The sequence below is a fragment of the Desulfosoma sp. genome, from assembly GCF_052743555.1.
Genome location: NZ_JBRAHS010000015.1, coordinates 47,988 through 72,625, shown reverse-complemented (window position 1 = coordinate 72,625; position 24,638 = coordinate 47,988). Strand labels below are relative to the sequence as shown.

The 24,638-nt window shown below is 56.4% G+C and carries 25 protein-coding genes; 6 read left to right on the top strand and 19 right to left on the bottom strand.

What is annotated here, in order from left to right; all coding sequences use genetic code 11:
- Positions 1–6 precede the first annotated feature (6 nt).
- From ACUVSA_RS10935 to ACUVSA_RS10920, 4 genes are all read left to right on the top strand, one after another.
- Positions 7–1,086, top strand: coding sequence for a protein-glutamate methylesterase/protein-glutamine glutaminase (locus tag ACUVSA_RS10935; protein ID WP_445894836.1), 1,080 nt, complete (start codon positions 7–9; stop codon positions 1,084–1,086).
- Between the two features lie 592 nt (positions 1,087–1,678).
- Positions 1,679–2,047 (top strand): response regulator, encoded by a 369-nt coding sequence (locus tag ACUVSA_RS10930; protein WP_445894858.1) that lies wholly within the window; start codon positions 1,679–1,681, stop codon positions 2,045–2,047.
- A complete protein-coding gene (locus tag ACUVSA_RS10925) occupies positions 2,044–4,278 on the top strand; it encodes a chemotaxis protein CheA (RefSeq protein WP_445894835.1) in 2,235 nt (744 codons plus the stop codon). Before ACUVSA_RS10930 ends, ACUVSA_RS10925 begins: the two co-directional genes overlap by 4 nt.
- Positions 4,250–5,638 carry a protein phosphatase CheZ gene (locus ACUVSA_RS10920; protein WP_445894834.1) on the top strand — a complete coding sequence of 463 codons (1,389 nt, stop codon included), beginning with the start codon at positions 4,250–4,252 and terminating at the stop codon, positions 5,636–5,638. Before ACUVSA_RS10925 ends, ACUVSA_RS10920 begins: the two co-directional genes overlap by 29 nt.
- A 280-nt stretch (positions 5,639–5,918) precedes the next feature.
- Here the strand turns inward: ACUVSA_RS10920 and ACUVSA_RS10915 are convergent, their stop codons facing one another.
- Both ACUVSA_RS10915 and ACUVSA_RS10910 read right to left on the bottom strand, forming a co-directional pair.
- On the bottom strand, positions 5,919–7,376 hold the full coding sequence (locus ACUVSA_RS10915) for a diguanylate cyclase (RefSeq protein ID WP_445894833.1): 1,458 nt from the start codon (positions 7,374–7,376) through the stop codon (positions 5,919–5,921).
- Positions 7,377–7,405: 29 nt separating this feature from the next.
- Positions 7,406–7,624 carry a uracil-DNA glycosylase gene (locus ACUVSA_RS10910; protein WP_445894832.1) on the bottom strand — a complete coding sequence of 73 codons (219 nt, stop codon included), beginning with the start codon at positions 7,622–7,624 and terminating at the stop codon, positions 7,406–7,408.
- 204 nt (positions 7,625–7,828) lie between these two features.
- On the opposite strand from ACUVSA_RS10910, the gene ACUVSA_RS10905 reads away from it, so the two are divergent.
- On the top strand, positions 7,829–8,065 hold the full coding sequence (locus ACUVSA_RS10905; protein WP_445893018.1) for a DVU0524 family FlgM-associated protein: 237 nt from the start codon (positions 7,829–7,831) through the stop codon (positions 8,063–8,065).
- 53 nt (positions 8,066–8,118) lie between these two features.
- Positions 8,119–8,415 carry a flagellar biosynthesis anti-sigma factor FlgM gene (flgM, locus tag ACUVSA_RS10900; protein ID WP_445894831.1) on the top strand — a complete coding sequence of 99 codons (297 nt, stop codon included), beginning with the start codon at positions 8,119–8,121 and terminating at the stop codon, positions 8,413–8,415.
- A gap of 161 nt (positions 8,416–8,576) precedes the next feature.
- Here the strand turns inward: flgM and ACUVSA_RS10895 are convergent, their stop codons facing one another.
- From ACUVSA_RS10895 to flhA, 17 genes are all read right to left on the bottom strand, one after another.
- Entirely contained in the window at positions 8,577–9,446 is an 870-nt protein-coding gene (locus ACUVSA_RS10895; protein WP_445894830.1) for a flagellin N-terminal helical domain-containing protein, read from the bottom strand.
- Between the two features lie 15 nt (positions 9,447–9,461).
- The gene (gene flgK, locus ACUVSA_RS10890; protein ID WP_445894829.1) at positions 9,462–10,820 is read right to left on the bottom strand and encodes a flagellar hook-associated protein FlgK; all 1,359 of its coding nucleotides are present in this window, start codon (positions 10,818–10,820) and stop codon (positions 9,462–9,464) included.
- 2 nt (positions 10,821–10,822) lie between these two features.
- Complete coding sequence (gene flgN, locus ACUVSA_RS10885) at positions 10,823–11,242, bottom strand: flagellar export chaperone FlgN (RefSeq protein ID WP_445894828.1); 420 nt, start codon at positions 11,240–11,242, stop codon at positions 10,823–10,825.
- A gap of 97 nt (positions 11,243–11,339) precedes the next feature.
- Positions 11,340–11,639, bottom strand: a complete 300-nt coding sequence (locus ACUVSA_RS10880; RefSeq protein WP_445893023.1) for a rod-binding protein — start codon at positions 11,637–11,639, stop codon at positions 11,340–11,342.
- A 10-nt stretch (positions 11,640–11,649) separates the two neighbouring features.
- Positions 11,650–12,387 (bottom strand): OmpA/MotB family protein, encoded by a 738-nt coding sequence (locus tag ACUVSA_RS10875; protein WP_445894827.1) that lies wholly within the window; start codon positions 12,385–12,387, stop codon positions 11,650–11,652.
- Positions 12,388–12,402: 15 nt separating this feature from the next.
- Positions 12,403–13,281 carry an OmpA/MotB family protein gene (locus ACUVSA_RS10870; protein WP_445894826.1) on the bottom strand — a complete coding sequence of 293 codons (879 nt, stop codon included), beginning with the start codon at positions 13,279–13,281 and terminating at the stop codon, positions 12,403–12,405.
- The gene (locus ACUVSA_RS10865) at positions 13,259–14,365 is read right to left on the bottom strand and encodes a flagellar basal body P-ring protein FlgI (protein WP_445894825.1); all 1,107 of its coding nucleotides are present in this window, start codon (positions 14,363–14,365) and stop codon (positions 13,259–13,261) included. The genes ACUVSA_RS10870 and ACUVSA_RS10865 overlap by 23 nt, the downstream gene beginning before the upstream one ends.
- Before the next feature lie 19 nt (positions 14,366–14,384).
- The gene (locus ACUVSA_RS10860) at positions 14,385–15,155 is read right to left on the bottom strand and encodes a flagellar basal body L-ring protein FlgH (RefSeq protein ID WP_445894824.1); all 771 of its coding nucleotides are present in this window, start codon (positions 15,153–15,155) and stop codon (positions 14,385–14,387) included.
- A 38-nt stretch (positions 15,156–15,193) separates the two neighbouring features.
- Complete coding sequence (gene flgA, locus ACUVSA_RS10855) at positions 15,194–16,108, bottom strand: flagellar basal body P-ring formation chaperone FlgA (protein ID WP_445894823.1); 915 nt, start codon at positions 16,106–16,108, stop codon at positions 15,194–15,196.
- A gap of 149 nt (positions 16,109–16,257) precedes the next feature.
- Positions 16,258–17,040, bottom strand: a complete 783-nt coding sequence (gene flgG, locus ACUVSA_RS10850; RefSeq protein ID WP_445894822.1) for a flagellar basal-body rod protein FlgG — start codon at positions 17,038–17,040, stop codon at positions 16,258–16,260.
- A 17-nt stretch (positions 17,041–17,057) separates the two neighbouring features.
- Entirely contained in the window at positions 17,058–17,840 is a 783-nt protein-coding gene (locus ACUVSA_RS10845; protein WP_445894821.1) for a flagellar hook-basal body protein, read from the bottom strand.
- A gap of 171 nt (positions 17,841–18,011) precedes the next feature.
- Positions 18,012–18,491: a hypothetical protein gene (locus ACUVSA_RS10840; RefSeq protein WP_445894820.1), complete on the bottom strand. Its 480-nt coding sequence runs from the start codon at positions 18,489–18,491 to the stop codon at positions 18,012–18,014.
- Positions 18,492–18,952: 461 nt separating this feature from the next.
- Positions 18,953–19,648 carry a hypothetical protein gene (locus ACUVSA_RS10835; protein WP_445894819.1) on the bottom strand — a complete coding sequence of 232 codons (696 nt, stop codon included), beginning with the start codon at positions 19,646–19,648 and terminating at the stop codon, positions 18,953–18,955.
- Positions 19,649–19,668: 20 nt separating this feature from the next.
- Positions 19,669–20,505: a FliA/WhiG family RNA polymerase sigma factor gene (locus tag ACUVSA_RS10830; RefSeq protein ID WP_445893033.1), complete on the bottom strand. Its 837-nt coding sequence runs from the start codon at positions 20,503–20,505 to the stop codon at positions 19,669–19,671.
- 16 nt (positions 20,506–20,521) lie between these two features.
- Complete coding sequence (locus ACUVSA_RS10825) at positions 20,522–21,409, bottom strand: MinD/ParA family protein (RefSeq protein ID WP_445894818.1); 888 nt, start codon at positions 21,407–21,409, stop codon at positions 20,522–20,524.
- Between the two features lie 15 nt (positions 21,410–21,424).
- Positions 21,425–22,534: a flagellar biosynthesis protein FlhF gene (gene flhF / locus ACUVSA_RS10820; protein ID WP_445894817.1), complete on the bottom strand. Its 1,110-nt coding sequence runs from the start codon at positions 22,532–22,534 to the stop codon at positions 21,425–21,427.
- Positions 22,524–24,629, bottom strand: a complete 2,106-nt coding sequence (gene flhA, locus ACUVSA_RS10815) for a flagellar biosynthesis protein FlhA (protein WP_445893155.1) — start codon at positions 24,627–24,629, stop codon at positions 22,524–22,526. The genes flhF and flhA overlap by 11 nt, the downstream gene beginning before the upstream one ends.
- Positions 24,630–24,638 lie beyond the last annotated feature (9 nt).

Genomic DNA, 24,638 nt, shown 5'->3' with positions numbered 1-24,638 from the left:
GGCCTTATGGAACCGATACGCGTCCTGATCGTTGACGATTCGGCCATTGTTCGAAAAATTTTCACCCAGGAGCTGGGTAAATATGCGGACATCGAAGTCGTGGGCACGGCTCCGGACCCCTATGTGGCCCGAGACAAGATCGCCCGGCTCAGCCCCGATGTCATCACGTTGGATGTGGAAATGCCGCGTATGGACGGCCTGACCTTCTTGCGAAAGCTCATGAAGTACCATCCGACGCCGACCATCATCGTCAGTTCTTTGACCCCCAAGAACAGCGAAATGGCCCTGGAGGCTTTAGAGATCGGGGCCGTGGAGGTCTTGGCCAAGCCCGGAGGGTCGTATTCTGTGGGGGATATGAGTGTTCAATTGGTGGAAAAGATCCGTGCGGCGGCCAGAGCCCGCAGTTATGTGGCCAGGCGTCGTCAGGAATCTCAGCCGGTGCCTGCGGGCCCCGTTCGTCCCGTTCCCATGGCGCTTTCGCAGACCACGCACAAGGTCATTGCCATGGGGGCGTCCACGGGTGGCACCGAAGCCTTGAAAGCCGTGCTCATGGAAATGCCGCCCAACAGCCCCGGCATCGTCATTGTGCAGCACATGCCGCCCAAGTTTACCACCGCGTTTGCCAAGAGACTGGACGGGTGCTGTGCCATTCAGGTCAAAGAAGCGCAAAACGGAGACTCTGTGCGACCGGGCTTGGCGCTCATTGCCCCGGGCAACGAACATATGGTGCTCAAAAGGAGCGGGGCGCGCTACTATGTCGAAGTGAAAGACGGGCCTTTGGTCTGTCATCAGAGGCCGTCCGTGGATGTGCTTTTTCATTCCGTGGCCCGCTATGCCGGGGCCAATGCCGTAGGTGTGATCATGACGGGTATGGGCCGTGACGGGGCCAAAGGTCTTTTGGAGATGCGCCAAAGCGGCGCGCGCACCATTGCTCAGGACGAATCCACCTGCGTTGTCTTTGGCATGCCTAAGGAAGCGATAAAACTGGGAGCTGCGGAAACGGTGGTGCCCTTGGAGGCCATTCCCGCTGCCATCCTTAGGGCTTTGGAAGAAAAGGGATCATCGGCGGAAAAGGCAGTTTCCTAGAAGCCTGATCGAGAAAGCACATTTTGGCCAGTCTGCGGGCTTCGTCATGAGCCCAAATTGCTGAATACCCAATGGCCCAAAGGAGTTTTGGGACACCGCATAGGAGCTTGTCCAAAAACTCAATTTTGACAATTGGCGCCCTAGCAATTTCAATGAGTTGCAAGGCGACGTTGGCCCAAAATCGGCATCCTCGGACAACCGCATAGGAGCCCGCCCGACAATGGCTTAGGCGCGTCTTTGCGCCTTGAGGCTGTAGGAGCGGTGCAAAGGGGGATAAGGCACCGGGGCGTACGCTGCTTTATTGAGGTTGTGCGGGAATGCTGGAGGAGAGTATGGGTTCGTATGGAAGATTTTTGCACGCAGGGGTTCGAAGGGACGACCTGCCAGCCGTCCGGGAATGTGCCAACGGGCGGGAGCCGGTTTCTCCAAATGCCAAGGACTGCGAAGACGCGGTTCCTTCGAGGTGGATAACGCGCATATCTCTCATGGGGGGTATCTGAGATGACCCTTGGGAGGCGTGCCGTGCTGAGGAAGCGCAAAAAAGTTGTGTTCATTCGTGAGACAAAGGAGTCGTACCGTGGCCTATAAGGACATGAAGGTTTTAGTTGTGGATGATTTCGCCACCATGCGTCGCATCGTCAAAAACATTCTCAGAGAACTGGATTTCAAGGACATCGTGGAAGCGGAAAATGGTGCGGCGGCGGTGAAGATTCTCGAATCCCAAGACATCGACCTCATCGTCTCCGACTGGAATATGCCCAAGATGACCGGACTGGAATTGCTCAAATGGGTGCGTGCCAACGAAAAGACCAAAGACCTGCCTTTTCTCATGGTGACAGCGGAGGCGCAGAAAGAAAACGTGGTGGAAGCCGTGAAAGCCAAAGTCAGTAACTATATTGTCAAACCGTTCACGGCAGCGGTCTTAGCGGAAAAATTGGAAAAGATTCTTCCTCAAAAATGATCGAGGTACCGACGATGACCGTGGAACGTGTGTCTTCGGAAACCCTTGAGACCTTGGTGCGACGCCTCTCGGACGGCGTTGTGGCGGGACCGGATGACTTGATGGGTATTGGGGAATGCCTCAAAGTGATTGAATCCATTGAGAGCCATGAGGACACGCCGCAGGTTTGGAAACAGGACCTCGAGGTGGTTAAACGGCTCTTTCGAGGTATTATCCTCGAAGAGTCGGCGGATCCCCAGGCGGATTGGAAGAAGATTCAGGTAACCCTGAGGAATTTTTCGGGAAACGGCCAAAGCTTCTCGAGCGGAAGCACCCAAGCCGGGGAGGCGATGGAGACGACGGTCTCGGCATGTGCTCTGGCGCCTGCGGTTGTGGGCGACGATGAAGACGCGGGCAATCTGGAAAAAGAACACGTGGCGCTGGAGGACGCGGAGCTGATCAAGGATTTTATCGAGGAAGCCAAAGAGCATTTGGCTTCCATCGAGCTGAACATCATGTCCTTGGAATCCGACCCGAGTGACAAGGAAGCCATCAATGCGGTTTTTCGCCCTTTTCACAGCATCAAGGGCGTGGCCGGCTTTCTCAATCTCACCGCCATCCATCAGTTGAGCCATGAAGTGGAAAACCTTTTGGACGAAGCGCGCTCGGGAGCCATTGATGTCACCGATGCCGTCATCGATGTGGTGCTCCGCGCCGTGGACATTCTCAAGGTGCTGCTCAAGGAACTGGAATCGGCTCTGGGGTGCGCCGAGGCGTCCCTGTCTTCGGGGCTCGTGGCGAGCTTTCTCAAAACCTTAAAAAATTTTGACCCCCAACAACCTCTTGCGAGGCCTCGGTCGACGGAACCTCCCAAGGTGGGGAAGATTCTCGTCGAAAAAGGGCTCGTGGAACCCGAGGTGGTCCAAAAGGCCGCGGAAACCGCCAAAGAAAGGGGCATGAAAATCGGTGAGGTGCTGGTGGACGAAGGCACCTTGAGCCCTCAAGACGTGGCCGGGGCCCTTCGAGAACAGCGCCGTTTCAAAGAAAGCACCGCTTCGGTTCGCGTGGACACGGCCAAATTGGACAACTTGGTGGACATGGTGGGCGAACTGGTCATTTCCCAATCCATGGTGCTGCAAAACCCCGAGGTGCAGGCCATCAAGAATCAAAAGCTTCAAAAGGATTCCGTGCAACTGCGGCGCATCACGGCGGAACTTCAGCGCATTTCCATGTCCCTGCGCATGGTGCCCATTAAAAGCACCTTTCAGAAGCTGATTCGCTTGGTGCGGGATCTGTCCAAGAAGTCCGGCAAAGAAGTGCGATTGGAAATGCGCGGGGAAGATACGGAAATCGATCGCAACATGGTGGAGGAGATCTACGAACCCTTGGTGCACATGATCCGTAACGCCGTCGACCACGGTTTGGAAACCCCGGAAGAAAGAAAAGCCGTGGGCAAAGATCCCTGCGGAACCATTTTCCTGAGCGCCGAGCAAAAGGGCGGCAATATCATCATTGAACTGCGCGATGACGGTCGAGGATTGAACGCTGCCAAGATTCGGGCCAAAGCCGTGGAACGGGGCCTGATCAGCCCGGAAGACAACCTGGAAGAGCGAGCCCTGTTCGACTTGATCTTTCATCCGGGTTTTTCCACCAAAGATGAGGTCACCGATGTCTCCGGCCGAGGCGTGGGCATGGACGTGGTGCGCCGCAGGGTCGAAGACCTGCGTGGCAAACTGGAAGTGAGCAGTGTGGCGGGCCAGGGCACACGGTTTGAGCTGAAACTGCCCCTCACCATGGCCATTATCGACGGCATGGTGATCTGCGTGGGGCCGGAACGTTACGTGGTCCCCACGGTCGCTTTGCGCGAATCCTTGAGGGCGTCTCGGGAATCGTACCTTACGGTGCATGGATCAGGGGAAATGATCAAGGTGCGCAACCAGCTCATGCCGCTGATCCGTCTCCACGACATGCTGGGCGTCGAACCCAAATTCCGAAACCCTTGGGAGGCCTTGATTCTTGTCGTGAATGAGGACCAAAAGTCCTATTGCCTGCTGGCTGACGAAATTATCGGACGTCAAGAGGTGGTCATCAAGAGTCTTGGGGCGGGACTGCGGCATGTGCGAGGGCTTTCCGGCGGGGCCATCCTTGGGGACGGCAAGGTGGCCCTGATCCTGGATGTGAAAGGAATTGTCAGCGCCTACGAAGAAGGTGGACAGTATGGACATGATGATCGGCAAAGAAGAGTGGCGTGACTTATTACGGCTCGTGGAAGATGTGGAAAAGGCCCTGACGGCAACCACAGAATCTGAACTGCTGTGGGATCGATGTGCCGACGCCCTGAAGACGCTCAGCAGCACGGCGGCTATGTTGGGCATGGAGGGATTGGCCGAGGCCGGAGGAGCCCTGGAGGCGCATTTGGAACAAAGGGTTCGCGGCAAGGGTGGGGAGAGCGCGGAAGCGACGGCGGTCTTTCAGTTTGCCGTCAATGCTCTGGTGGAACAGGTGCGACGGGCTTCCAACGCTGAAGCCGGGGACATTGAACCTGAAGAGGTCCTGTCCATTGTGAAGGAAAGGAGAGCGCCTTCCAAGGCACAGGAGGAGTGTTCCGCGGCCGGGGCGGCGGACGAGGAGGCGGAGACGGACGAAGCGGTGATTATTGACCAGATTGTGGGAGCACCCCCTGGAGAAAGGTCACAGACGGCACTGGAATTGGATCAAGGTTTGGACGTTATCCAAGATTTTTGCCGACGCCTACAGGGCGCCGTCACCGTGGAATCCAATGAGAGTGGGACGGCTGTAGCCCGTATCGAGATCGTCTTGGCGCCGGAAGTCCTTACCCGCCTGAAAGGGCTGCTCAATCCCACGGGCAAGCTCGAAGATCTGCGCCTCATGCTGGCCGAACAAGACGACGCCACGGAAAGCGTGCTGAAAGCCATCAAGGACTTCATGCAGGCCCTTTCCGACAGCGATTTCCAAGGGGCGGAAAAAATTCTAGCGACCCTCTCGGAAAACCGACATCACGGCCTGTACAAGGAAATCGGAGGCATTGCGCGGGCGCTTCACAATTCGCTTCGGGACGTTGTGCACGCCATGGATCCTTCCCTTCGGGAAATGGTGGAGGAAAAAATTCCCGATTCGGGCAACAGGCTGGAGCACATCATCAGACTCACGGAATCGGCGGCCAACACCACCCTGGATCACGTGGAATCTTTGCAAAAAAGAAACGAAAAAGATCAGGAGCGACTGGCAACCATCCACGAGATGCTCACAGGGCTGCATCCTCTGGGCGAAAACGCTCAAAAGAAATTGGACGAAGCGGTGAACCTGGTGCAGGAACTGTTGGAGTCGACCCGGAAGAGTCATGCGGATTTGATCCGCATCTTAACCGCTCAAGACTATCAAGACCTGACAGGCCAAATCATCATGAAGATCATGGCCCTTCTGGAGGACTTGGAAGCCAAACTCGTGCAGCTCATCGCCAAGTTCGGCGTGAAGGTGGAAAAAACAAAGAAGGCCAAAGAAGAACTCTATGGGCCGGCCCATGAAGCCGTGCAAGATGCGCTTCACTCCCAGAGCGACGTGGATGCCCTGTTGGCGGAATTCGGTTTTTAGAAGCCTGTCCGAAAATACCTTCAGTAGGAACGGCGCAGGCCGCGATTTCTCATCGCGCTATGCGGCGCTCCTACAGAATGGAACGAAAACGGCCTCGAAAAGCCATTTTCGGTCATACTTTGAGGAGCCCGTCACTCCGTGGGCGCGAAAATCCTCAACGCCGGCATAGCGCCCTCGAACACCTTTCTCGCACGGTCTCTTTTGGGCGCGCTTGGGAAGGCCTTCCCCTGGCGCGTTCCAGCGGGCTACCGGGTCGCGCGTGCCACTGTCGCAGCGCTTTTTAAGCCGTATCATCTTCGGCCATGAGCACGCGGTTTCGCCCTTGCTTTTTGGCGGCGTACAAGGCGTCATCGGCGCGTTTGAAGAGATGTTGGGGTGAGCCTTCATTCGGCTGCGGTTGGGCCACCCCCACGCTGATGGTCAAGGGGATCCGTTCCCCTTGATACAAAAACCGAGTCTTTTCCACACAAAGCCTCAATTTTTCGGCCACATTGAGAGCCCTCTCCTTAGGAACGCCCGGGAGAAGAACGACAAATTCCTCACCGCCGTACCGGGCCAGAAAATCCGATTTTCTCAAGGCAGTGGCCATTCGTTGTGTGATCTCCTTAAGGCACTGGTCTCCGGTGGTATGCCCGAAGACGTCATTGACCTGTTTGAATCGATCCACATCGATCACGAGCAGGGAAAAGACCTGGCCGTAGCGCTGAAACCGGTGGAATTCCTCCTCAAGGCGCGCGTCAAAGGCCCTTCGATTATGAATACCCGTCAGAGGATCCCGAACAACTTGTTCTTCGAGAATGCGTGTTCGCTCCTGCATGGTGGAAACTTCATGTTTCATCTTCTTGAGGGCTTGTTGCAAGGCCTCTGTGTTTTGCCCCGCTTCACGATGCCGTGCTTCGTCTTGTTGGCGCTTTTCCTTGAGAAACCTTTTAATGGCCGCCAGCCTGGATTCGACCACGCTTTTGAGTTCTTCCAGCGTTCGCGTTAATGTGACCGAATCCCTCATTTCCTGCATCTGCACGTCCAGAGTGGTCGTAAACGCTTCGCTGGCTTCTCTGGCTTCCCGGCTGTGGCGCACCGTGACGAGCAGCATGCTTTCCATTTCCTCCAGGTCCTGTCCGATTTCGGAAAAGAACCTAGCCACGCTGGACCTTTCCATCATAAAGGATTCATGAAAATGTCTCGCGAGATCCGCCAATTGCCGGCTGCTTGTCAGGAGATCTGTAAAGGATTGACATCCGTCCAACAGACTGGAAACGGTCTCCCACTTTTCCCGGTACGTGTCCCCAAAGTCACTGCGCAGGGCGTCCAAGACCAGGCGGTGCGCCGTGAGAAAGTCAGTAAGGGAAGGTTGAGGAGGCGCGGCATCGTTTACCGGATAGTGGGCTTGTCCGCCATTCCCGGACGGAGCGGCATCGCACGCCTCGCGCAGCGACCACGTTTTAATCTGTTGAATGTCCCGTTCCAGGGAGGGCCAGTCGGGGTCAGGAACCAGCCGTTCCTTGAGGGCGTCAAGAGCTTCCGCGGCTTTCGGATCCACCAGAGGCTTCAGCATAGACACAAAGTGGAGCACAGTGCGTTTAAAAACCTCCGACATTTGATGGTTTTGTTGCTGGAGATCCACGATATCCTTCATGAGATCCTTTTTCTGGCTTTGAATGCGCTGAAGCTGTTCCCGTAAGGCTTCAAGGCGCTGCTGGGCGGAACCGTTGCCTTCAGAACCAGTTAAACCGGGCATGGTCTTCTCCATCCTCGCGTGGCAAAGCTTCAGGCCCTCCCTCGAGAAAGGGTACCGGCGCTTGGTTTTTCGCGAAAAAGCTGACAGGGGTATCCCGATGAGGCGCACACGGCCAGACTTGGGTGCTCCCGCGTTCGAATACCCCAGGCGCGACAGGCGTAAGGGGTGCGGGGATCCCACGTCATGGCGAAGTAGGCGCACTTGGGACAGTAAACCGTGGGCTTAGCGTGCACGACACCGCGCGGCATGGTTCAATGCCAACCTCCTCAGGTTCTTGCGGGAACATGGCCGTCTTTGAGACATCTCAGCCGGGGAGAGTGCACAGCCCATGCCAGATTCCGTCAGGCAAGGGCACCCGGCAAGGTGTTGGTTGCTGTGAAGCCCGCGGCGGCAATTTTTCTCAAGCTTTGGAAAAAACCTTCCGATAAAGTAGATGAAGGAGAAAACAGGTCATGGTGATCACCGATTATCACGTGCAGAGCGTACTTCGGACCTATACCCGCCAGTTGCAGAAGTCTCGGCTCGCTGCTGTCTTTGGCGGCGGCGAAAGGACGGAGGGGGTGCCGGAGGAAAAGGTGACCATTTCGGAAGAAGCGAGACGGCGCCTCATTCGTGATCGTGTGACCAACCAGGTCCTGGAAAAACAAGGCTATGAAGAAATTGCCAACCGTTTTCCATCGTCGGAATAGGTCCGGCCCACCGGCCGAGGAATCTTCGCCTTAACCACAGGAGAAATTGAGCAATGGATGTCAAAAAAGTTGCCAGCTACATGGCCCAAAGGAACCAGGCGCTGGAAAACCGCGCGCTACGACCGGAAGCTCAGGCTATTGCCCAACCAAAGAACGTAGAAGCCGAAGCCATCGAAGACCGCGTGGCGGTTTCTCAGAAAGCCCGGGAAATGGCTCGAAACAAAGTCGCCATGGAGCGCGACGACGTGCGGGTCGAAAAAGTGGAAACCCTGCGCCGACAGATTCACGAAGGCTCCTACACCGTGGATACTCAAAAGATCGCCGCTCGCATGCTCGACGAAATCATCTGAAACAATACCGGAGGGTGTCATACGTTTGACGACTTTTAGGCTGAAGAAATTGTCAGCACATTGACATGCGTTCGAGGTTGGCGCGGAAGCCCTCGAATCCTTAAGAAAGGGATTCGAGGGTTTTTTCTGCGCTTTGTTTCCAGGGCATGGGGGCGCATGGGTTAGAGGTAACGCACCAGGCTCAGGTCTTTGAGCACAAGGAAGGACTTGAGCGCCGCTTCCAGGGCGGTCTGGTTGGTCTGAAGGGAGCTGACGGCCTCGAGAAGATCCGTGTCCCGAAGTTCCGAGAGACCTTCTTGCCGGTGCGCGGTAAGAGCGGCCAAAGCGTCTTGGCGCCGCTGGATGCTCGTCAGGCGCGTTCCCACCGTAGAAGAAAAGCTTCGAAGCTGTTCCATGGCCTCGTTCAGACTCTGCAGGGCCGTGCTGATGCCCGAGGAATCCCCGTTGTCGATGTGCCTTTTTAAGGCTTCCAGGGCGTTCATGGCATCGGGAATCGTGGAGGAAAGATCGCAGGTCACCGTCACTTTCTGTGTTCCGTCCTCAAGCGTGACCTGCAGGGGATCTGCTGAAGGCCTGGCCGATTCCCATTCCCACTTCTTATCAGCATCGTTCCAGACAGGCTTTCCCGCAAAGATGCTTTGGCCGTTCACGGTGGTCGAAACGGTTTGCGCCAGCTCTTGAAGAATCTGATCCACTTCTTCCACGTAAGCCTTTTTTTCTTCCGGCGAATTGAGGGTGTTGGCGGCCATGCCGATTTCTGTGGTTCGGATCAAAAGATCATGGCTGTGGTTCAGACCGCTGTCGGCCGCAGAGAGCATGTCGGCCGCAAACTCCAGATTGTTTTGGTAGCGTTCCATGCGCTGCAGTGTCTGCTGCAGATCCAAGGACCGAGCCCAGGCCGCCGGGTCGTCATGAGGGTTGTGAAGGCGCACGCCACTGGCGATGTCTCGGCCGAGGCGGCTGATCTTATCCTGTTTCGACAGGATGTCTCGAGTGGTTAAGCCGTACATCAAGGGTAGGGTTACACGCATGGTCTTTGCCTTTCATCAGACCATCTGAATGGCCGTTTGCATCATTTGGGCGGTTTGTTGAACGATTTTTGCGGCCGCTTGGTAAAGCTGTTGCTGTTTAATGAGTTCCACCATTTCTTCGTCCAGGGAAATGCCCGAGACGCTTTGCCTTTGGGCGTCCAGTTGCTGGGCCATGGCATCGTGCACAAGGTGTAAGGATGAGGCCGTTGTCACGGTCAGTCCCACGTCCTGGCTGATCTGGGCTAGATGCTGGGAGAGGCTCAAGCCATCGAGTTCTGAGAGGCCTTGCGTTTGCAGCGACAGAGCGGCCCGAGCCAAAGCATTGGATGGGGATGGCAAGGGGTTGGTGGAGAGGCGAATGGTGGCTGCCGTGGTGAAGTGAGGATCAAAGAAATAGGATGCGGGCGGATTAAAAATGTCGTCGTAGATTTCTTGAAAGCCTGTGACGAGGGCGCCGGCGAACTGATCCAGAGCGTCACCCCAGGAGTCCACATGACCCATGGCCGCAACCAGGGCCCCGCTCGACCCCTGTAAGCTGTCTTTGACCATATTCGTGGGACCGTCAAATTGAGCGACCACCTTGGACGTATCGCGAATTTCAATGACAAAAGATGCGGTGGTCCCTGTCCATGTGAGTTCCGCCGCGTAGTCCTGAAAAAGGACCAGAGGAGTCCCGTCTTCGAGAAAAAGGTTCACCATGCCGCCGGAAGCTTCCTCCGTGTTGAAATGCAGGTACGTGGAAAGTTCCTGCAAGGCTTGAAACCGCTGGTCTCTGAGGTCGTTGGCCATAAAGGCGGGGGTTTCCGACCTTTGAATCTGTTGGTTCAAATCCCGAATTTTTTGAAGCAGCCCGTTGACGGCGCTCAAAGTGTTCTGGAGCTCCGTTACGATGCCTGCCTGGCTTTGCTGAAGTTGGGAGGCTTTTTGGTGCAGGCTGCTGCAGAGGTTTTCCCCGCACTCCAGAACCAGAGCCTTTTCGGCAGCGCCTTCGGGGTTTTGCGCCAGAGCGTTCCAGGCGTTCCAGAAGTCGTTGAGCGCCCCGTTGAGGCCAATTTCGCCGTCATCGGAAAAATAAGTCTCTACGGCTCGCGCCGTACGCTCCAGGGTCTCGTAATAGGCGCTCTGGGAGGACGCGCTCAAGTATCGCCCTTCCAGGAAAAGATCTCTTTGTTGCACGATGCGATTCAATCGCGCTCCCATTCCGATCCACCCGGCGCGCCCCGGAATGGCTCCCTGAGTCACGGTGGGCGCTTTTTGGCGCGCATAGCCAGGGTTTTCGGCGTTGGCCACGTTATGGGACGTGGTCTGAATCTGCACCTGCGCGTTGAAAAGGGCGTTCTTGCCGATTTCCAGAGCGGCGTTCAAACCGGCCATGGCTATGCCTCCGTGCTGAGGCCGCATCCCTTGATGGCGGGAAGGGCTCTATGGGTTTCCCGGCCGTAGGTTTGAGGCACCAGAAGGGAAAGGAGTTCTTGGTGAATGGAGAGAAGTTCCGCAATAGAGCGGCCGTTGGCTTCATTGACGGCTTCGATGCGCCGAAGCGTTTCCTGTACCTGACGGCGCACGGCCCGTGCTTCCAGGGTGTGCGCGAACGCTTGGGCCTCTTGGCTCAAGGGGCCAAGGGTGTTGGCGAGGCGGCGGGCCAGCATCTCTTTTTCAGGAAGCAGCTGCCACAAGGCGCCGTGATCCTTTCGGGCCAAAATCTGCGTCTCCTGCTGCACCAGTTCAAGCAACCGTTGCGACAGGTCCCGCAACGTCTCCCAGCTGAAGGCTTGCTGCCGGGCGGTTGATGCCATGGCTGCTTCTCCATTGATCCTTAGATTTTCGACGATTCCATAACGTATCATCGGCACAATGCGGCGAAAACTTGAGTGTATGTGCCGAGGGAAACGCTCACTTCTTCCTGGATGGCACCAGTGGTTCCAGAGACCGGTACAGCCATTGGGCGATGCCGAGGGATTCCTGGCGGCTCCACACATGGGCCAGCCCCTCATCCAGCATGGATTCGTAGATCCCCATGGCGTGATCCGGTTCTTCATCACGAAGCACCGAAAGCCGCATGGACTGGACCAGCTGCGCGGTCAGCAAGCTCTCAAAATCCGTGCAGGCCTGTTTGAGCCTCTCTTTTTCTTTATCGAGGCTTTCGTTTGGGGCAAAAGACTGTGTTTCACGAAGGCCGTGGATCGATGTCATGGATGTTCCTTTACTTGATTTTTTCAAAAATAATTTCCACGCGACGGTTCAATTGGCGTCCTTCCAGCGTGTTGTTGGGCGCCAGGGGCTGCGTGTCGCCGTAGCCGGCCAAGGCCAATTTCGTGGAAGGGACCTTTCCTTGAGTGCTCAAATAGTTGAGAACCGCGTACCCTCGAGCCAGAGCCAGATCCTCGTTGGAAGAAAACTCGGGTCCCTTAATGGGAACATCGTCCGTGTGGCCGTCCACATACGCCTTGTAGGAGGCCTCGTTCAGAAAGCGGGCGAATTTGTCGAGTATGGGATAGGCGCTGGGTTTCAGTGTGGCGCTGCCGCTTTCGAAAAGCAGCTGATCGCCGAAGATGAACGAAAAGTCCCCAGGGCTCCACCTTTTTTTCACCAACAAGGCGTTTCCGGAAGAGACGAGCAGCTTGAAGTCTTTTTTCCACGGAGTCTGCGAGACCTCGTCCAACCGGCGCACATCCGCAATGTACACACTCTTAACGCTTTTGATGAGGTCTTGCATGACCATATCGGGATTCTTGCGGACTTTTTGCCTTTCTTTAAAAAAGAGAATGCCGCTGGTTTTGTCGAAGTTTTGAAAAGTGCTGCGAATGGCTTTTTCGTTCAAAGACGACATGCTCAACAGCAGAACGAAAAAGGTCAGAAGCAGCGTGGACAAGTCGGAAAAAGTCACCATCCACGATGCGCTGCCCCCTTCACTTTCCGCCTTCTTCTTTTTCCTCGCCATGGTTGACGCCTCTTTTTACCCGCGCTCATGAGTTTTCCGCGTGGCCGCGGCGGGTGTTGTGTTCTGGGTCTGCGAACTCTTTTCCGGCATGGGGAACAACCGAAAGAAGAAGTTCTTGTAATTAAAATAAGGGCTAGCCTTGGGGTCTTCGTGCACCAGACTAGCCGGCAGATGGCGGCTGTAGGTCAGAGTGATTTCCACTCGTTGATTTCTATCTCGAAGATGGGGGTATTGCGTGCCGTCCACCAAGGGGTTTTCGTAGCTGAACCCATGCGCGCTCACGCGCTTGGGATCCAGCCCTTGGAATAAAAGGAAGTGGTACACGGCCATGGCCCTTTTGGTAGAAATCATCCAGGAAGACTTTTCCCAGTGGGGATCCTCGATTTTTTCAAAGCGGTCCGTGTGTCCGCCGATTTCGATTTCCCGGGAGTCGCGAGCCAGATAGGGAATGAGTTGCGACAGGTACGTGCGGGCTGCGGGTTTCAGGTCAAAGGAGCCGGGTTCAAAGAGGATTTTCTGGTGCAGGACGATGGTAAGGCTTTCATCTTTCTTGATGATTTCCACCTCTCTGTCCAGTTCGTTTTTCATGGTCACTTCTCGAAGCACATCAAAGTCGAGGGCTTTGGTTTCCATGGGGGCTTCAAATTCGCTGATATCTATGCCCTCGGGTGTTCCGATGGCCGTACGACCTCCAGGCAAGAAACCAAAGGCCCCCAAGAGGGAATTGAGGGCTTGTTTCTGTCGCGTGTTGTCCAGCACGGACATGCTCGTAAGAAGGACAAAGAAGGTCAGCAGAAGCGTGCAAAGATCGCAGTAGGTGGTGAGCCAGCCTTCGGCTGGCGGCCCTTCGTCTCCGCCGGATGTGTTTCTTTTAGATGATTTCGAGTTCGGCATGGAGAGCTCCTGCAGCTTTGATGGCTTGAAGAATGGTGATGATATCGCGGGGGGTGGCTCCAATGGCGTTCAAGCCTTTGATGACTTCCCCGATGGTGGCACCGCCGCCCACGACGTTGATGGACCCCTTGCCTTCCTGAACCTGCACCGTGGACTGGGGCGTGACGACGGTTCGGCCCTGACTGAAGGGCAAGGGCTGGGAAACGGCGGGCCGTTCGCTGATCTGCACCGTCAGGTTGCCATGGGCGACGGCCACCGGCGAGATGCGCACATTTTCTCCGAGCACGATGGTGCCCGTGCGTTCATTGATGACCACTTTGGCGGCGGTATCGGGCCGGATCTCTAAAGCTTCCACCTGGGACATGAGACTCACCACGTCGGATCGATAGGATGGAGGGACATCCAATTGAATGGTGGCGCCGTCCACGGCCCGGGCATAAGGTCCGCCCAGAGCCAAATTGATTTGCCGCGCCGTTTGATCAGCCGTGGAAAAGTCCGGGGTGTTCAAGACCAGATCCAGTCGGTTCAGGTCCTCGAGGCTTACGGAAAATTCGCGTTCCACCACGGCCCCCTGAGAGATAAAGCCCACTGTGGGATGGTTTTTTTGCACCGAACTGCCGCTGGCTCCGGAAGCGGAAAACCCGCCCGTGGACACCGGCCCCTGGGCCACAGCGTACACTTGGCCGTCGGGACCTTGCAGTGTGGTCATGAGCAGCGTACCCCCTTCCAGGCTCTTGGCGTCACCGATGGAAGACACCTGCACGTCGAGCTTGGTTCCATTACGGGCAAAGGGGGGGAGTTTGGCGGTCACCATAACGGCCGCTACATTCTTGACCTTGATACTGTCCGGGTCCACGTGAATGCCCATGCGATCGAGAAAGTTGGCCAGGGTGCTGGTGGTGAACTGGGTCTTGTTGTTGTCGCCCGTGCCGTTCAAACCGATAACCAGCCCATAGCCCACCAGCGCATTGGAACGAGCCCCCATAAAACGCGCCACGTCCTTGATGCGCACGCTGTGCGCGTTATGAACGAGGCCCATGAGCAGGCATCCGACAACGGCCGCAATCCCGCACGGTGGTTTCATGGCGAAAAAGGCCTCCTCTTTAGAAAGGCAACACCATATCCAGAAGCTGGCCCAGGAAGCCCGGCTTTTGATGACGGCTGATCGGACCTTTGCCCACGAAAAAGATCTTGGCTTCGGCAATGTTTTGTGACAGCACCGTGTTGTCCCGGGTGATGTCCATGGGGCGCACCACCCCTTCGAGCACAATCTGTTGCAGTTCGTCATTGACCTTGGTCCATCGGGATCCGCGAATCACCAGATTGCCGTTGGGAAGAATCTCCGTGACCGTGGCCGTCATGTAAGCCGTCATGGAATCCGCCTTCTTGGTGCTGCCCTTTCCCGTAAAGGTGCTGTCAAAGCTCAGCCCATAGCCCGTCTTGTTCACCGGTTGAAGAATCGTCTGGGAAGGCGTGCTCAACCCCATAAAGCTCCCTTCACCCTTGAGTTCGCGCACCCGGCTCGTGGATGTGGCGGCTTCCTTTGATGCCTTGGACTGTTCGCTGACCATAATGGTGACAATATCCCCGATACGATGGGCCTTGATGTCCTGGAACAGAGATTCCTGGCGAGCACTCCACAAGGATCCTGTGGGAACAGGCTTGGGCGGCGCCTGGTCGGTGGAGGGAGGGGCCCACTCTTGCGGCAGGGCCGGGGGAGAAGGAACCGGTGGCAGTGGCGAGGCGACCGAAGGATGGTGCACGGTGTCGTGCGGCGTGGCACATCCCCATAATCCAGCGATTCCGAGCCACAGCCAAGCCCACAGGCTCAACATCGTCGACGGCGCCCTGCGTGTGTCGCGTTTTCGCTTCATGGGTTTCTCACTTTGCCTTTAAAGGCCGCCTAGCAGAATCAAGGAGTTAAGGTGACGGTGGCTTCGTCCACAACCCGAGCCTTGACCGTCTTTTGGGACGCCACGTTCACCACACGAATCCAATCCCCCTGCGCTCCGTTGTCCTTGGATTCTCCTCTGGCGGAAAGTTTCAAGGAGCCTTCTTGGTAAATGATGGTCACCGGTTTTCCCGTTGTGATGCACAAGGGCTTGTCCAAGAAAGCCATTTCCAGTGGCTGCCAAGCCCTGACGGGACGGACGACCCTGTGGCCCACCACGTCTTCCAAGCGCGTGGCATAGATTCTTTCGGGATCGCTCACCACCATTTCACGGAATTCCACATGTTCCGGTCCCAGCACCGTGTCCCTGCGAAGATTTTGAGTGGCAAAAAGGACCGTGCGACGAACGAGGATTTTTCCGGCCACACGCAGGCTTCGAACTCTTTGACCGTCCACAAAAAAATGCATGGTCAAAGGCACAACGCCGACAAAGGACGTGTGCTGGGGGGCTTCGATCTCATGCGTCACATGGCCGTCGGGCATCGGGGCCAGACCGGAAATCACGATATCGCGAATTTCCATCTCTGAGGTGTCCCACGGAGCGTGGTCGCGGATGTAGGCTCGGTAAAGATCTTCGATGATTTCCGTATTCAGGGCCGCCGCCTTTCGGCGCAGCACGATTCGTTCGGGAATGGATAAATCAACCGACTCCGGTTGCACGCCTAGGGAGGCAAGAAGTTTCATAAGATAAGGACCCAGTTGATTGGTGCGCACCGTCTTTTCCGCCCCTACGGAAGGGCTCGGTCCGAGAGCAATGCCTTGGAAAGTGCGAATCCATTCGGGCGGCACGGCTTGCGGATTTTCCAGCAGGTCATAAAGTGTCAAAGTTTCCCGCGATGTTTCCACGACGGAACGAAGCTCAATGACGAAAGGCATTGTCGGCGAGTTCGAAGCCGAGCCCGCAGTTTCCTGGAATGCCGCCGCCTGAAAACCACCCAGGAACATTCCAAAGAACACAAGAGGGATCGCTGAAACTTTCATCACATCTCCGTCTTTCGTGCCGCCCGTTGTCCCGCCCCAAGACCTCACGAAGCCACGCTGTTGGCGATGCGAAGCATTTCATCCGCTGTGCGAATGACTTTGGAATTGGCTTCGTACGCCCTTTGGCCGGCAATCATGTTCACCATTTCCTCCACCACATTGATGTTGGCGCTTTCCAGAAAACCTTGAAGCAATGTGCCGTAACCTTCAGTGCCCGGCTGCCCTTCCACGGCTTCTCCCGACGCTTCCGAAGGCGCAAAATAGTTTTTTCCCAGACTCAGCAAACCGGCCGGGTTGGGAAAGTCATAGAGGGTGATGTTCACCGAGGCGAGCAGTGTGCCGTTTTGATCAAAAGCGCTGAGGGTTCCTCGAGGATCCACGTTGACCGTCACCGCCTCGCGGGGAATGCTGACTTCCGGTTGCAGACGGTTTCCCTCCCCGTCGACCAGGTAACCCTCCGCATCCAGCTTGAAGGTGCCGGCGCGCGTGTACACCTCGTCCGCCCCTCGAAGCACCTTGAAAAAGCCCTTGCCCTCAATGGCCAGATCCAGTTGATTTCCCGTTTCCGTGAAGTTTCCCTGAGTGAAGATCTTTTGGACCGAGGCGGTCTTGACACCCATGCCGATTTGAATGCCCACGGGAATTCTTGCGGCGGCTCCTGTTTCGGCCCCCGGAGGAATCAAATTCTGGTACATGAGATCCTCAAAATTCGCGCGGCTCTTCTTAAAAGCCGTGGTGTTGGCGTTGGCCAAGTTATGTGCCACCACGTCCATGTTCAGTTGCTGCGCGTCCATACCCGTCGCCGCCGTCCACAGACTTCGCATCATGGCTGAGCTTGCCTCCCTTAAGATTTGGCCAATTGATTGATCAACTGTTGATCTTTGTCGTAATGCATTTTCATCACCCTTTGGTTCGCTTCAAAAACGCGCAGGGTCTCAATCATGGACGTTATTTCCTGGACGGCGGAAAAATTTGCCCCTTCCAAGGCTCCCTGTTCCAGAGTGTAATTTTGCGCCGGCATGGGAAAGGCGTTGGGGTCCGACGGTCTGAGCAGATTCCGTTGGTCGTGGACCAAACGCACATTGGGGGCAAAGGCTACCACGTCCAGAGTGTCCACCATATTGTCTCTGTCATAGACTTGACCCGACGCGTCGATGCGAATCTGCGAGCTTTTCAGCTGAATGATGCCGCCTTGCCCCAGGACCGGCCATCCTTCCGGTGTCACCAGTCGCCCCTGGGCGTCGAGTGTCAAATTTCCGGCACGCGTGTAGCGTTCGCCTCGATCGGTTTGGATGCGAAAATAGCCTTCGCCGTTAATGGCCACGTCCATGGGATTGCCCGTGCGGCGCACAGGGCCTTGGGCCGTCTGCGTGTAGGTTTGGAGCTCCATGAAGTTTTCAAACCGCGCCCCCACTTTGCGGTAGCCGGGTGTGGCCGCGTTCGCCAAATTATTGGCGATGACCTCTATGCGTTTTTCCTGCTGAATGGATCCGAGAACCGATGTGTAGGGACTAAGTCGCATGGGCTGACTCCTTTCATAGAGCAAGGCAAGCAACCCCGGTGCCAAATCGGCCCGCTTTTCTTTGCCGAACACACTGGGTCCTAGACTGGAGAGGTCCGAGGCCATGGCGGCGAGGGGCATTGTCTTCAACACCGCGTTCTCTGAAAACTATGGATGCGGAAAAAGTTGGGTTTAAAAGACGGGCTTCAGGCGGTGCGCCTTGTGGCGTCGGTTCATCGAAGCCCCGCAAGGCACCGAAAGGTTTGGCGGCCGGCGCCGCACCCACATTGCGGATGGTCACTTTTTTTGTTGCAACCTGTGGAGACCGAGAATCAGTTCCACTTCTCCAAAGGGACGATGGATGCGTGCGGCGATTTCCTGCGTGGAATGGCCTGCGTCGGCAAGCTGAAGAATCTTTTCCACCAAAGTCTTGAAAGACAGGTCAGGCTTGGTGGTGGAAGCCGACGGTGGTGCGGCGCCTTCATTGAGCGTTTTCAGAATGGCGTGCGCTTCCGAGAGCTTGGCATCCAGAGCCTCCAGGACGTTTTGTATCAGGCGTCCGCGTTCCCGTAGATTGCGGTCGAACTCCTCACTGAGCGACTTTGTTTCAGCGAGAATGCGTTCAAAGGATTCGATCACCTGAGCGTGTGGCAAGGAGGATGAAGGGCTTTGGCGCCGTTGATGCCACAGTAGACTCGCGACCAGAATCAGTAGCAGCGCGTCCAGGATGAGCTGAACAACGATCTGCCAATCACTGTGCTGTAGCAGATTCCACATGCTCAATGCCTCGAGATGCCGAAAAGTCTGAAAGCTCGTTCAAGATTGCTCTGCATGCCATCTGGTGTGCGGATCGAGTCCTTCCGGCGCCTACGCTTTTGAATGAAGAGCCTTTAAGCCCTTCGTAAAATTGGGGAGCGGCAAAAGCCGGTTGCTGGGAAAATTGGACCGACTGCAACGCATCCCTCCGGGTGTCCATATGACGAGCGGGCCCTTGGTATCGAAGGGACGCGCTCCGCGCGTCGGCTGTTGGATCCCCCACGGAGAAGCGCCCACGTGGCTTCGCCCATCCCCTTCGGCGTGCCCCCATGAAAGGACCGCGGACAAGAGGTTCTTCTATGGAACACATTCGAGAATACCTTGCGCAGGAGCAGCGCAGGCCGCGATACTGCGTCGCGCCTTGCGGCGCTCCTCCAGCCTGCAGCCGAAAGGACGCAGCCAAAGCACTGTGGGACGAGCTCCTAAATCCTCTGAAGGTCTTCCAATTCCACAGCGACGAGCCCCGCCTGAGGAAACCGCCGCTGCAGTTCCGCCAGAAGTTCTTTTTCCACGATGGGAGACCAAGAGCGCCTCACGTTTTTTTCCGGATGCTGCTGGGACAAAAAGGCGTACACGGCATCCCGCAACGCGACCCGTAGTTCGGACAACACGGCTTCGGCGTCGGGACGGCTGGCGTGTACGGCAAGGTTCATGCACAACAGCTCTTCCTTTTCTTTGGCTTGTGCCGACAAAAAAACCTCAATGCGCTCGACGGCGCTTGGAACAGCAATGGGCTGGCGCACCACCGCCGCATTTTTCAAAAGGCGTTGTGCTGTCGGTGGCTTCAGCATTTTGTCAACCAACATGCCGCCTGCCGCGGCCACCACGAGGCTCGCCAGGGTTCCGATGACGGTTGCCCGCTTCCACAGCGCTTTCTTTGGGGCGACCCCTTTTTGAAGAGGCATTGAGACCGCATTCGCCTCGGGGGCCTGAACCGCAGGTTTCGCGGGACTCGCCTCAGGGGCCGGCTCTTCCTGGGCGACCGGTTTCTTGTCCACATGGGCAAAGAGTGTGGCCAGATCCATGTCGGCGTTTTCCACCAGAAAGACGTTGTCCCGCCCCGTAGACGGGCTTTTCGATTCAGCTGTGGGCGTGGTTTCTGTATGCGCATCCGCCATGGGGAACTCCTCCCTGAAGTTTACTTTGTCTTGCGCCGGCTATTGGATTCGGCTTCGTGCCTTCTTAAGGGGTGGAGGCCCTCGGGAAGATCGTCCGCATGGAGGCATTTGAGCAGCCGAAGGCGCAGTTTGAGCACCGCTTTGGTATGAATCTGCGAGATGCGGGATTCCGTGTATCCCATGACCGCACCGACTTCTCTCATGGTCAGGTCTTCAAAGTAGTACAGGGAAAGAACCAGCTTTTCCTTTTCGCTCAGGGTTTCAATGCACTGCGCCAAAATGCGCTGCAGTTCACTTTTGTGAATGTGTTGGAAAGTCTCATCAGGATCAGTGGCCAGGTGGGCCGCTTCTCGGTTCTCTTGAATGTATTCGTTGAGATCCTCGGGGATAAAGGAGAGGCCCTTGAGGCTGTCCAGAAGTTCAAAATAGGCCTCAAGGTCCAGACCCAATGCTTCGGCGATTTCTTCGTCTTCCGGAAAGCGTCCCAGCTTTTTTTCTAGGGCGGAGCACACCTTTTCCAGTTCCGAGGACTTCTGCCGCAGCGATCGCGGAATCCAGTCCATGGAACGGATTTCATCCAGCATGGCACCGCGGATGCGAATTTTGGCATAGTTCTCAAAGGAAACCGATTGATTCGGGTCAAATTTTTCGATGGCGTCCATGAGCCCGATCACCCCGGCGGCGCACAGATCTTCTATGCTGATGGTGCTGGGAAGCCGAGCGGCCAGGCGATAGGCCGTATAGCGTACGAGAGGGTAGTATTTGATGACGGCCTCGTCTCGACCGGCGCATCCCAGCGGAACGCCGTCGGCTCGGTTAGAGTCCGCATAGGGGATCGGGGAGGCAATGGGATTCATGAAGTACTCCAGTCTGTCACATCTTCAAAAGTCGCTTCCAGAAAAATTGGATGGTTCCCTTGGGCATGGTCGGGGCTTCGCGGTTGAGTCGTCGAGCAATGTCCTCAAAGGCGCGGGAGGCCGGCGCTCCGGGAAAAACCTCCAAAAGCGCCTTTTGACGCCGCACGGCTTCAGGGACACTGGGATCCCGGGGAATCCAGCCCAGGTAGTCCAAGGAAATGCCGTCCAGAAAATGATCGGCAACGCGGCTCAGTTTGCGAAACACGGCCCGGCCTTCCTTTTCGTCCGCCACGGCGTTGGTGAGGATGCGAAAGAAGCGTTCGCCGTGCCGCGTAAACATGACCTTGATAAAGGCATAAGCGTCCGTAAGAGAGGTGGGCTCGGGCGTCACCACCACGATTTTTTCTTGAGCGGCCACGTTGAAATAGAGCACGGTGTCCGAGATGCCCGCGCCGGTATCGATGAGAAGAATGTCCACATCGGTTTCCATATCGTCTAAAAGATCCACGAAAAGGATTTTCTGTTCCTGAGTGAGCTGCGTGAGGTGCTGCACGCCGGAACTGGCTGGCATGATGCGGATGTTTCCGGGACCAGGAACAAGCACCTCGTCCAACCGACGCGTGCCGTCCAAGACATGGCTGATGTTGTGGGTGGGAGTGAGTCCCAACAGAACGTCCACGTTGGCCAAACCCAAGTCGGCGTCCAAAATCATCACGCGGCGGCCCAAGCGATCCAAAGCCACAGCCAGGTTCACCACCACATTGCTCTTGCCGACACCCCCTTTGCCGCTGCTGACCGAAAGGGTTCGCACCGTGACCTCCTCAAACGGGGCATTCAAAGGGCGACCGTCATCCCAGGGATCGCGAGATGAAATTTTCCTCCGAAGTCCAAGCGCCTGATCCATAACCTCCCTTTCTCCTCAACCTCTCCACTGGCCGCGCGGAAAAAAGAAACCCACTATGCGCTCGTGTGTCGCTCTGACCAGGTCCTCAGGAACCCTTTGACCCACCCCCAGGTACGACACGGGGAGCGAAAAACGCAGCAGCGGGTTCACAATGGTACCCGGAGTCAATGTTTCATCAATTTTGGTGAAAATAAGGCTCTGCGGAGCCAACGGCCGAAAACGCTGCATCACATGCCGTACGTCCTCGTCCTTGGCCGTGGCGCTCAAAACCAGGAAAGAGTACACCCCGTCCAGATCTCGAAAGATGTCCCCCAGATCCTCAATGGCCCGGCTGTTCAGATAGTTGCGTCCGGTGGTGTCCACGAGCACCACGGGGTTTTCTTTTAGCGCCTCCCGAGCCGAAACCAGCTCCCACCGCGTTTGCGCCACTTTCAAGGGCACATCCAAAATGTCCGCATAAGTCTTCAGTTGATCCAAGGCCCCGATGCGATAGGTGTCCAAGGAAACCAGTCCGATGGAAACCTTACGCTTCACCTTGAGGTAGGCCGCCACCTTGGCCAGCGTCGTGGTCTTGCCGACGCCTGTTGGCCCAAGAAAAACATACATTTTCGAGCCCTGGCCTTCGTCTTCCACGCCCGCAAGGGGGTCCACAATACGCACTCTGTCAGCTATCTGACAGGAAAAGGCGTCCAAAAGTTGACTTTTGGATGGCGCCTCATGAGAAAAGCGGGAAAAAATATTTTGAAGAAGGGTGAAGGCGGTCTTCTCGCTCAGTCCTCGAAGCAGCAGGTGTTGAAAAAGTTCGGCGAGGGCGTTGTGGCTTTGCAGGCGCACAAAGGTGTCTTTACCCGTAAGCAACAAGGTCAGCAGGCCGCGAATGTCTTCCAGCTGTTCCTGCAGAACAGGGTCTGGAAGGGGGGCCATGGCCTCTTCTTTCCACTGGGGCGCTGCATTCGCTTTCCCTGGGCCGGCGCGATCCACCGCGGCGGTGATCTCAATGCACGGCTTGCCGTCCGTATCCTTGACCTTTCGGTTGCCCAAGAGGATGGCATCGGATCCCAGGTGCTTGCGGACCATTTCCAAGGCCTGTTGCATGGTGGGAGCGATGAAGGTCTTAACCTGCATGAGCGCCTCGAATCATGCCGATGGACTGAATTTCCGACAGATGGCTCAATTCGCTGTGGCTGATCACCACCACTTCAGGCAAGAAGCGTTCCAAGATCTTTTTGAGGTGTCGGCGCACCATGGGGGATGTCAGGATCACGGGGTGATGACCGGCATTGGCGGCCCGTTGCACTTCCGTGGTGGTGGACTGAATGATTTTGTTGAGCAGCTCAGGATCGATGGACAGAAAGGATCCGTGCTCGGTTTTTTGAATGCTTTGCGCCAGCTTTTCTTCCAACTGCGGGTGCACGGTCAGCACATAGAGCTTTCCGTTTTCTTTTTCGTAGGGCCGCGTGATGGTGCGGGCGAGGGCCTGGCGCACGTATTCGGTGAGGATGTCGGGGTCTTTGGTCATCGGCCCATGGTCTGCCAGGGTTTCGCAGATTGTCTGGAGGTCGCGAATGGAGACTTTTTCCCGGACCAGGTTTTGAAGCACTTTCTGAACGACTCCCAGGGGCAGCGGATTGGGTGTCAATTCCTCGATGAGCTTGGGTTGCGACTGAGCCACCATGTCCAGGAGCTTTTGGACGGTTTGGCGGGTCAGAAACTCATCGGCGTATTTTTTGAACAGTTCCGTCAAATGGGTGGCGACCACCGTGGAAAGATCCACGAGGGTGTAACCGGCCCTTGCGGCAGCGTCCGTGTTTCGGTCAGGCACCCAAAGGGCCGGCAGGCCAAAGGCCGGGTCCTTGGTGGGAATGCCGTCCACGGAAGGTTGACGGTCGGATGTGGGCAGGGCCAAATGGTGGCCCAGCATGAGTTCCGCGCGGGCGATGGGGTTTCCTTTGAGCACAAGGCGGTATTCGGAGGGTTTGAGCTGCAGGTTGTCCCGCACATGGAGAGACGGCACCACGATGCCGTATTCCATGGCCAGCTGCTGACGAATGGAGCGAATGCGCCCGAGAAGATCCGAAGGGTGCTCGCCGTCCACCAGGGGGATCAATCCGTAGCCCACTTCCAGTTCCAGAAGGTCCAAAGGAGGCGGTAGGGCCGAAGCGGTTTTGTCCTCTTTTTTCTTTTCCGCTTCCACCTGCTGGGCCTGGCGCGCTTTCACCTTGCGCTGTTGGGCCTTTTGATAGGACAGCCCCAGAAGCCCTCCCCCGACAAGAACCAGGGGCACAAAGGGAAAACCGGGCACCAGGGCCAAGGCGCACAGCATGCCTCCGGCGATGCCAAGAGGTTTGGGACTCAACGCCAATTGCTTCTTAAAGGCTTCACCCATGCCTTGATCCAATTCGGCGCGACTCACCAACACTCCGGCCGCCGTGGAAATGATTAACGCAGGGATTTGAGACACGAGCCCGTCGCCTACAGTTAAAAGGGTATAGACCTTGAGCGCCTCTACCAATTCCATGCCACGCTGCAACACGCCGATGGCAAACCCACCGAGAATGTTGATCAAGGTGATCAAAATGCCAGCCATGGCATCGCCGCGAACAAACTTACTGGCGCCGTCCATGCTTCCGTAAAAGTCCGCCTCTCTCATGATCTCCATGCGGCGCTCTCGAGCCTTCTTTTCGTCAATGAGTCCCGCGTTGAGGTCCGCATCGATGCTCATTTGTTTTCCGGGCATGGCGTCCAGAGTGAATCGCGCCGCGACCTCCGAAATACGTTCAGTGCCTTTGGTGATCACAATGAAATTGACGATGACCAAAATGACAAAAATGACGAGCCCGATGACGTAGTTGCCTCCGACCACGAATTCCCCAAAGGCTTGAATGATGTGGCCGGCCGCCTCGGTGCCTTGGTCCCCTCTGAGAAGAATGAGGCGCGTGCTGGCGACGTTCAGCGCCAGGCGAAACAGGGTGGTGATGAGCAGCAGCGTGGGAAAGATGCCGAAATCCAGGGGGCGGGCTGTATAAATGGTGGTCAATAAGATGAGCAGACCAAAAGAGATATTGATGGCGAGAAGGATGTCCATCACAGGGCTGGGTACGGGCAGAAGCATCACCGCCAGAACGGCCACAACCCCGATACCTAAAATGGCATCGGCATCGCTGAAGTTTTTTAAGTTCCAACGCACACGGGCGACGGCGGACGACGTGGAGTCGGGCATCCTTTTTCC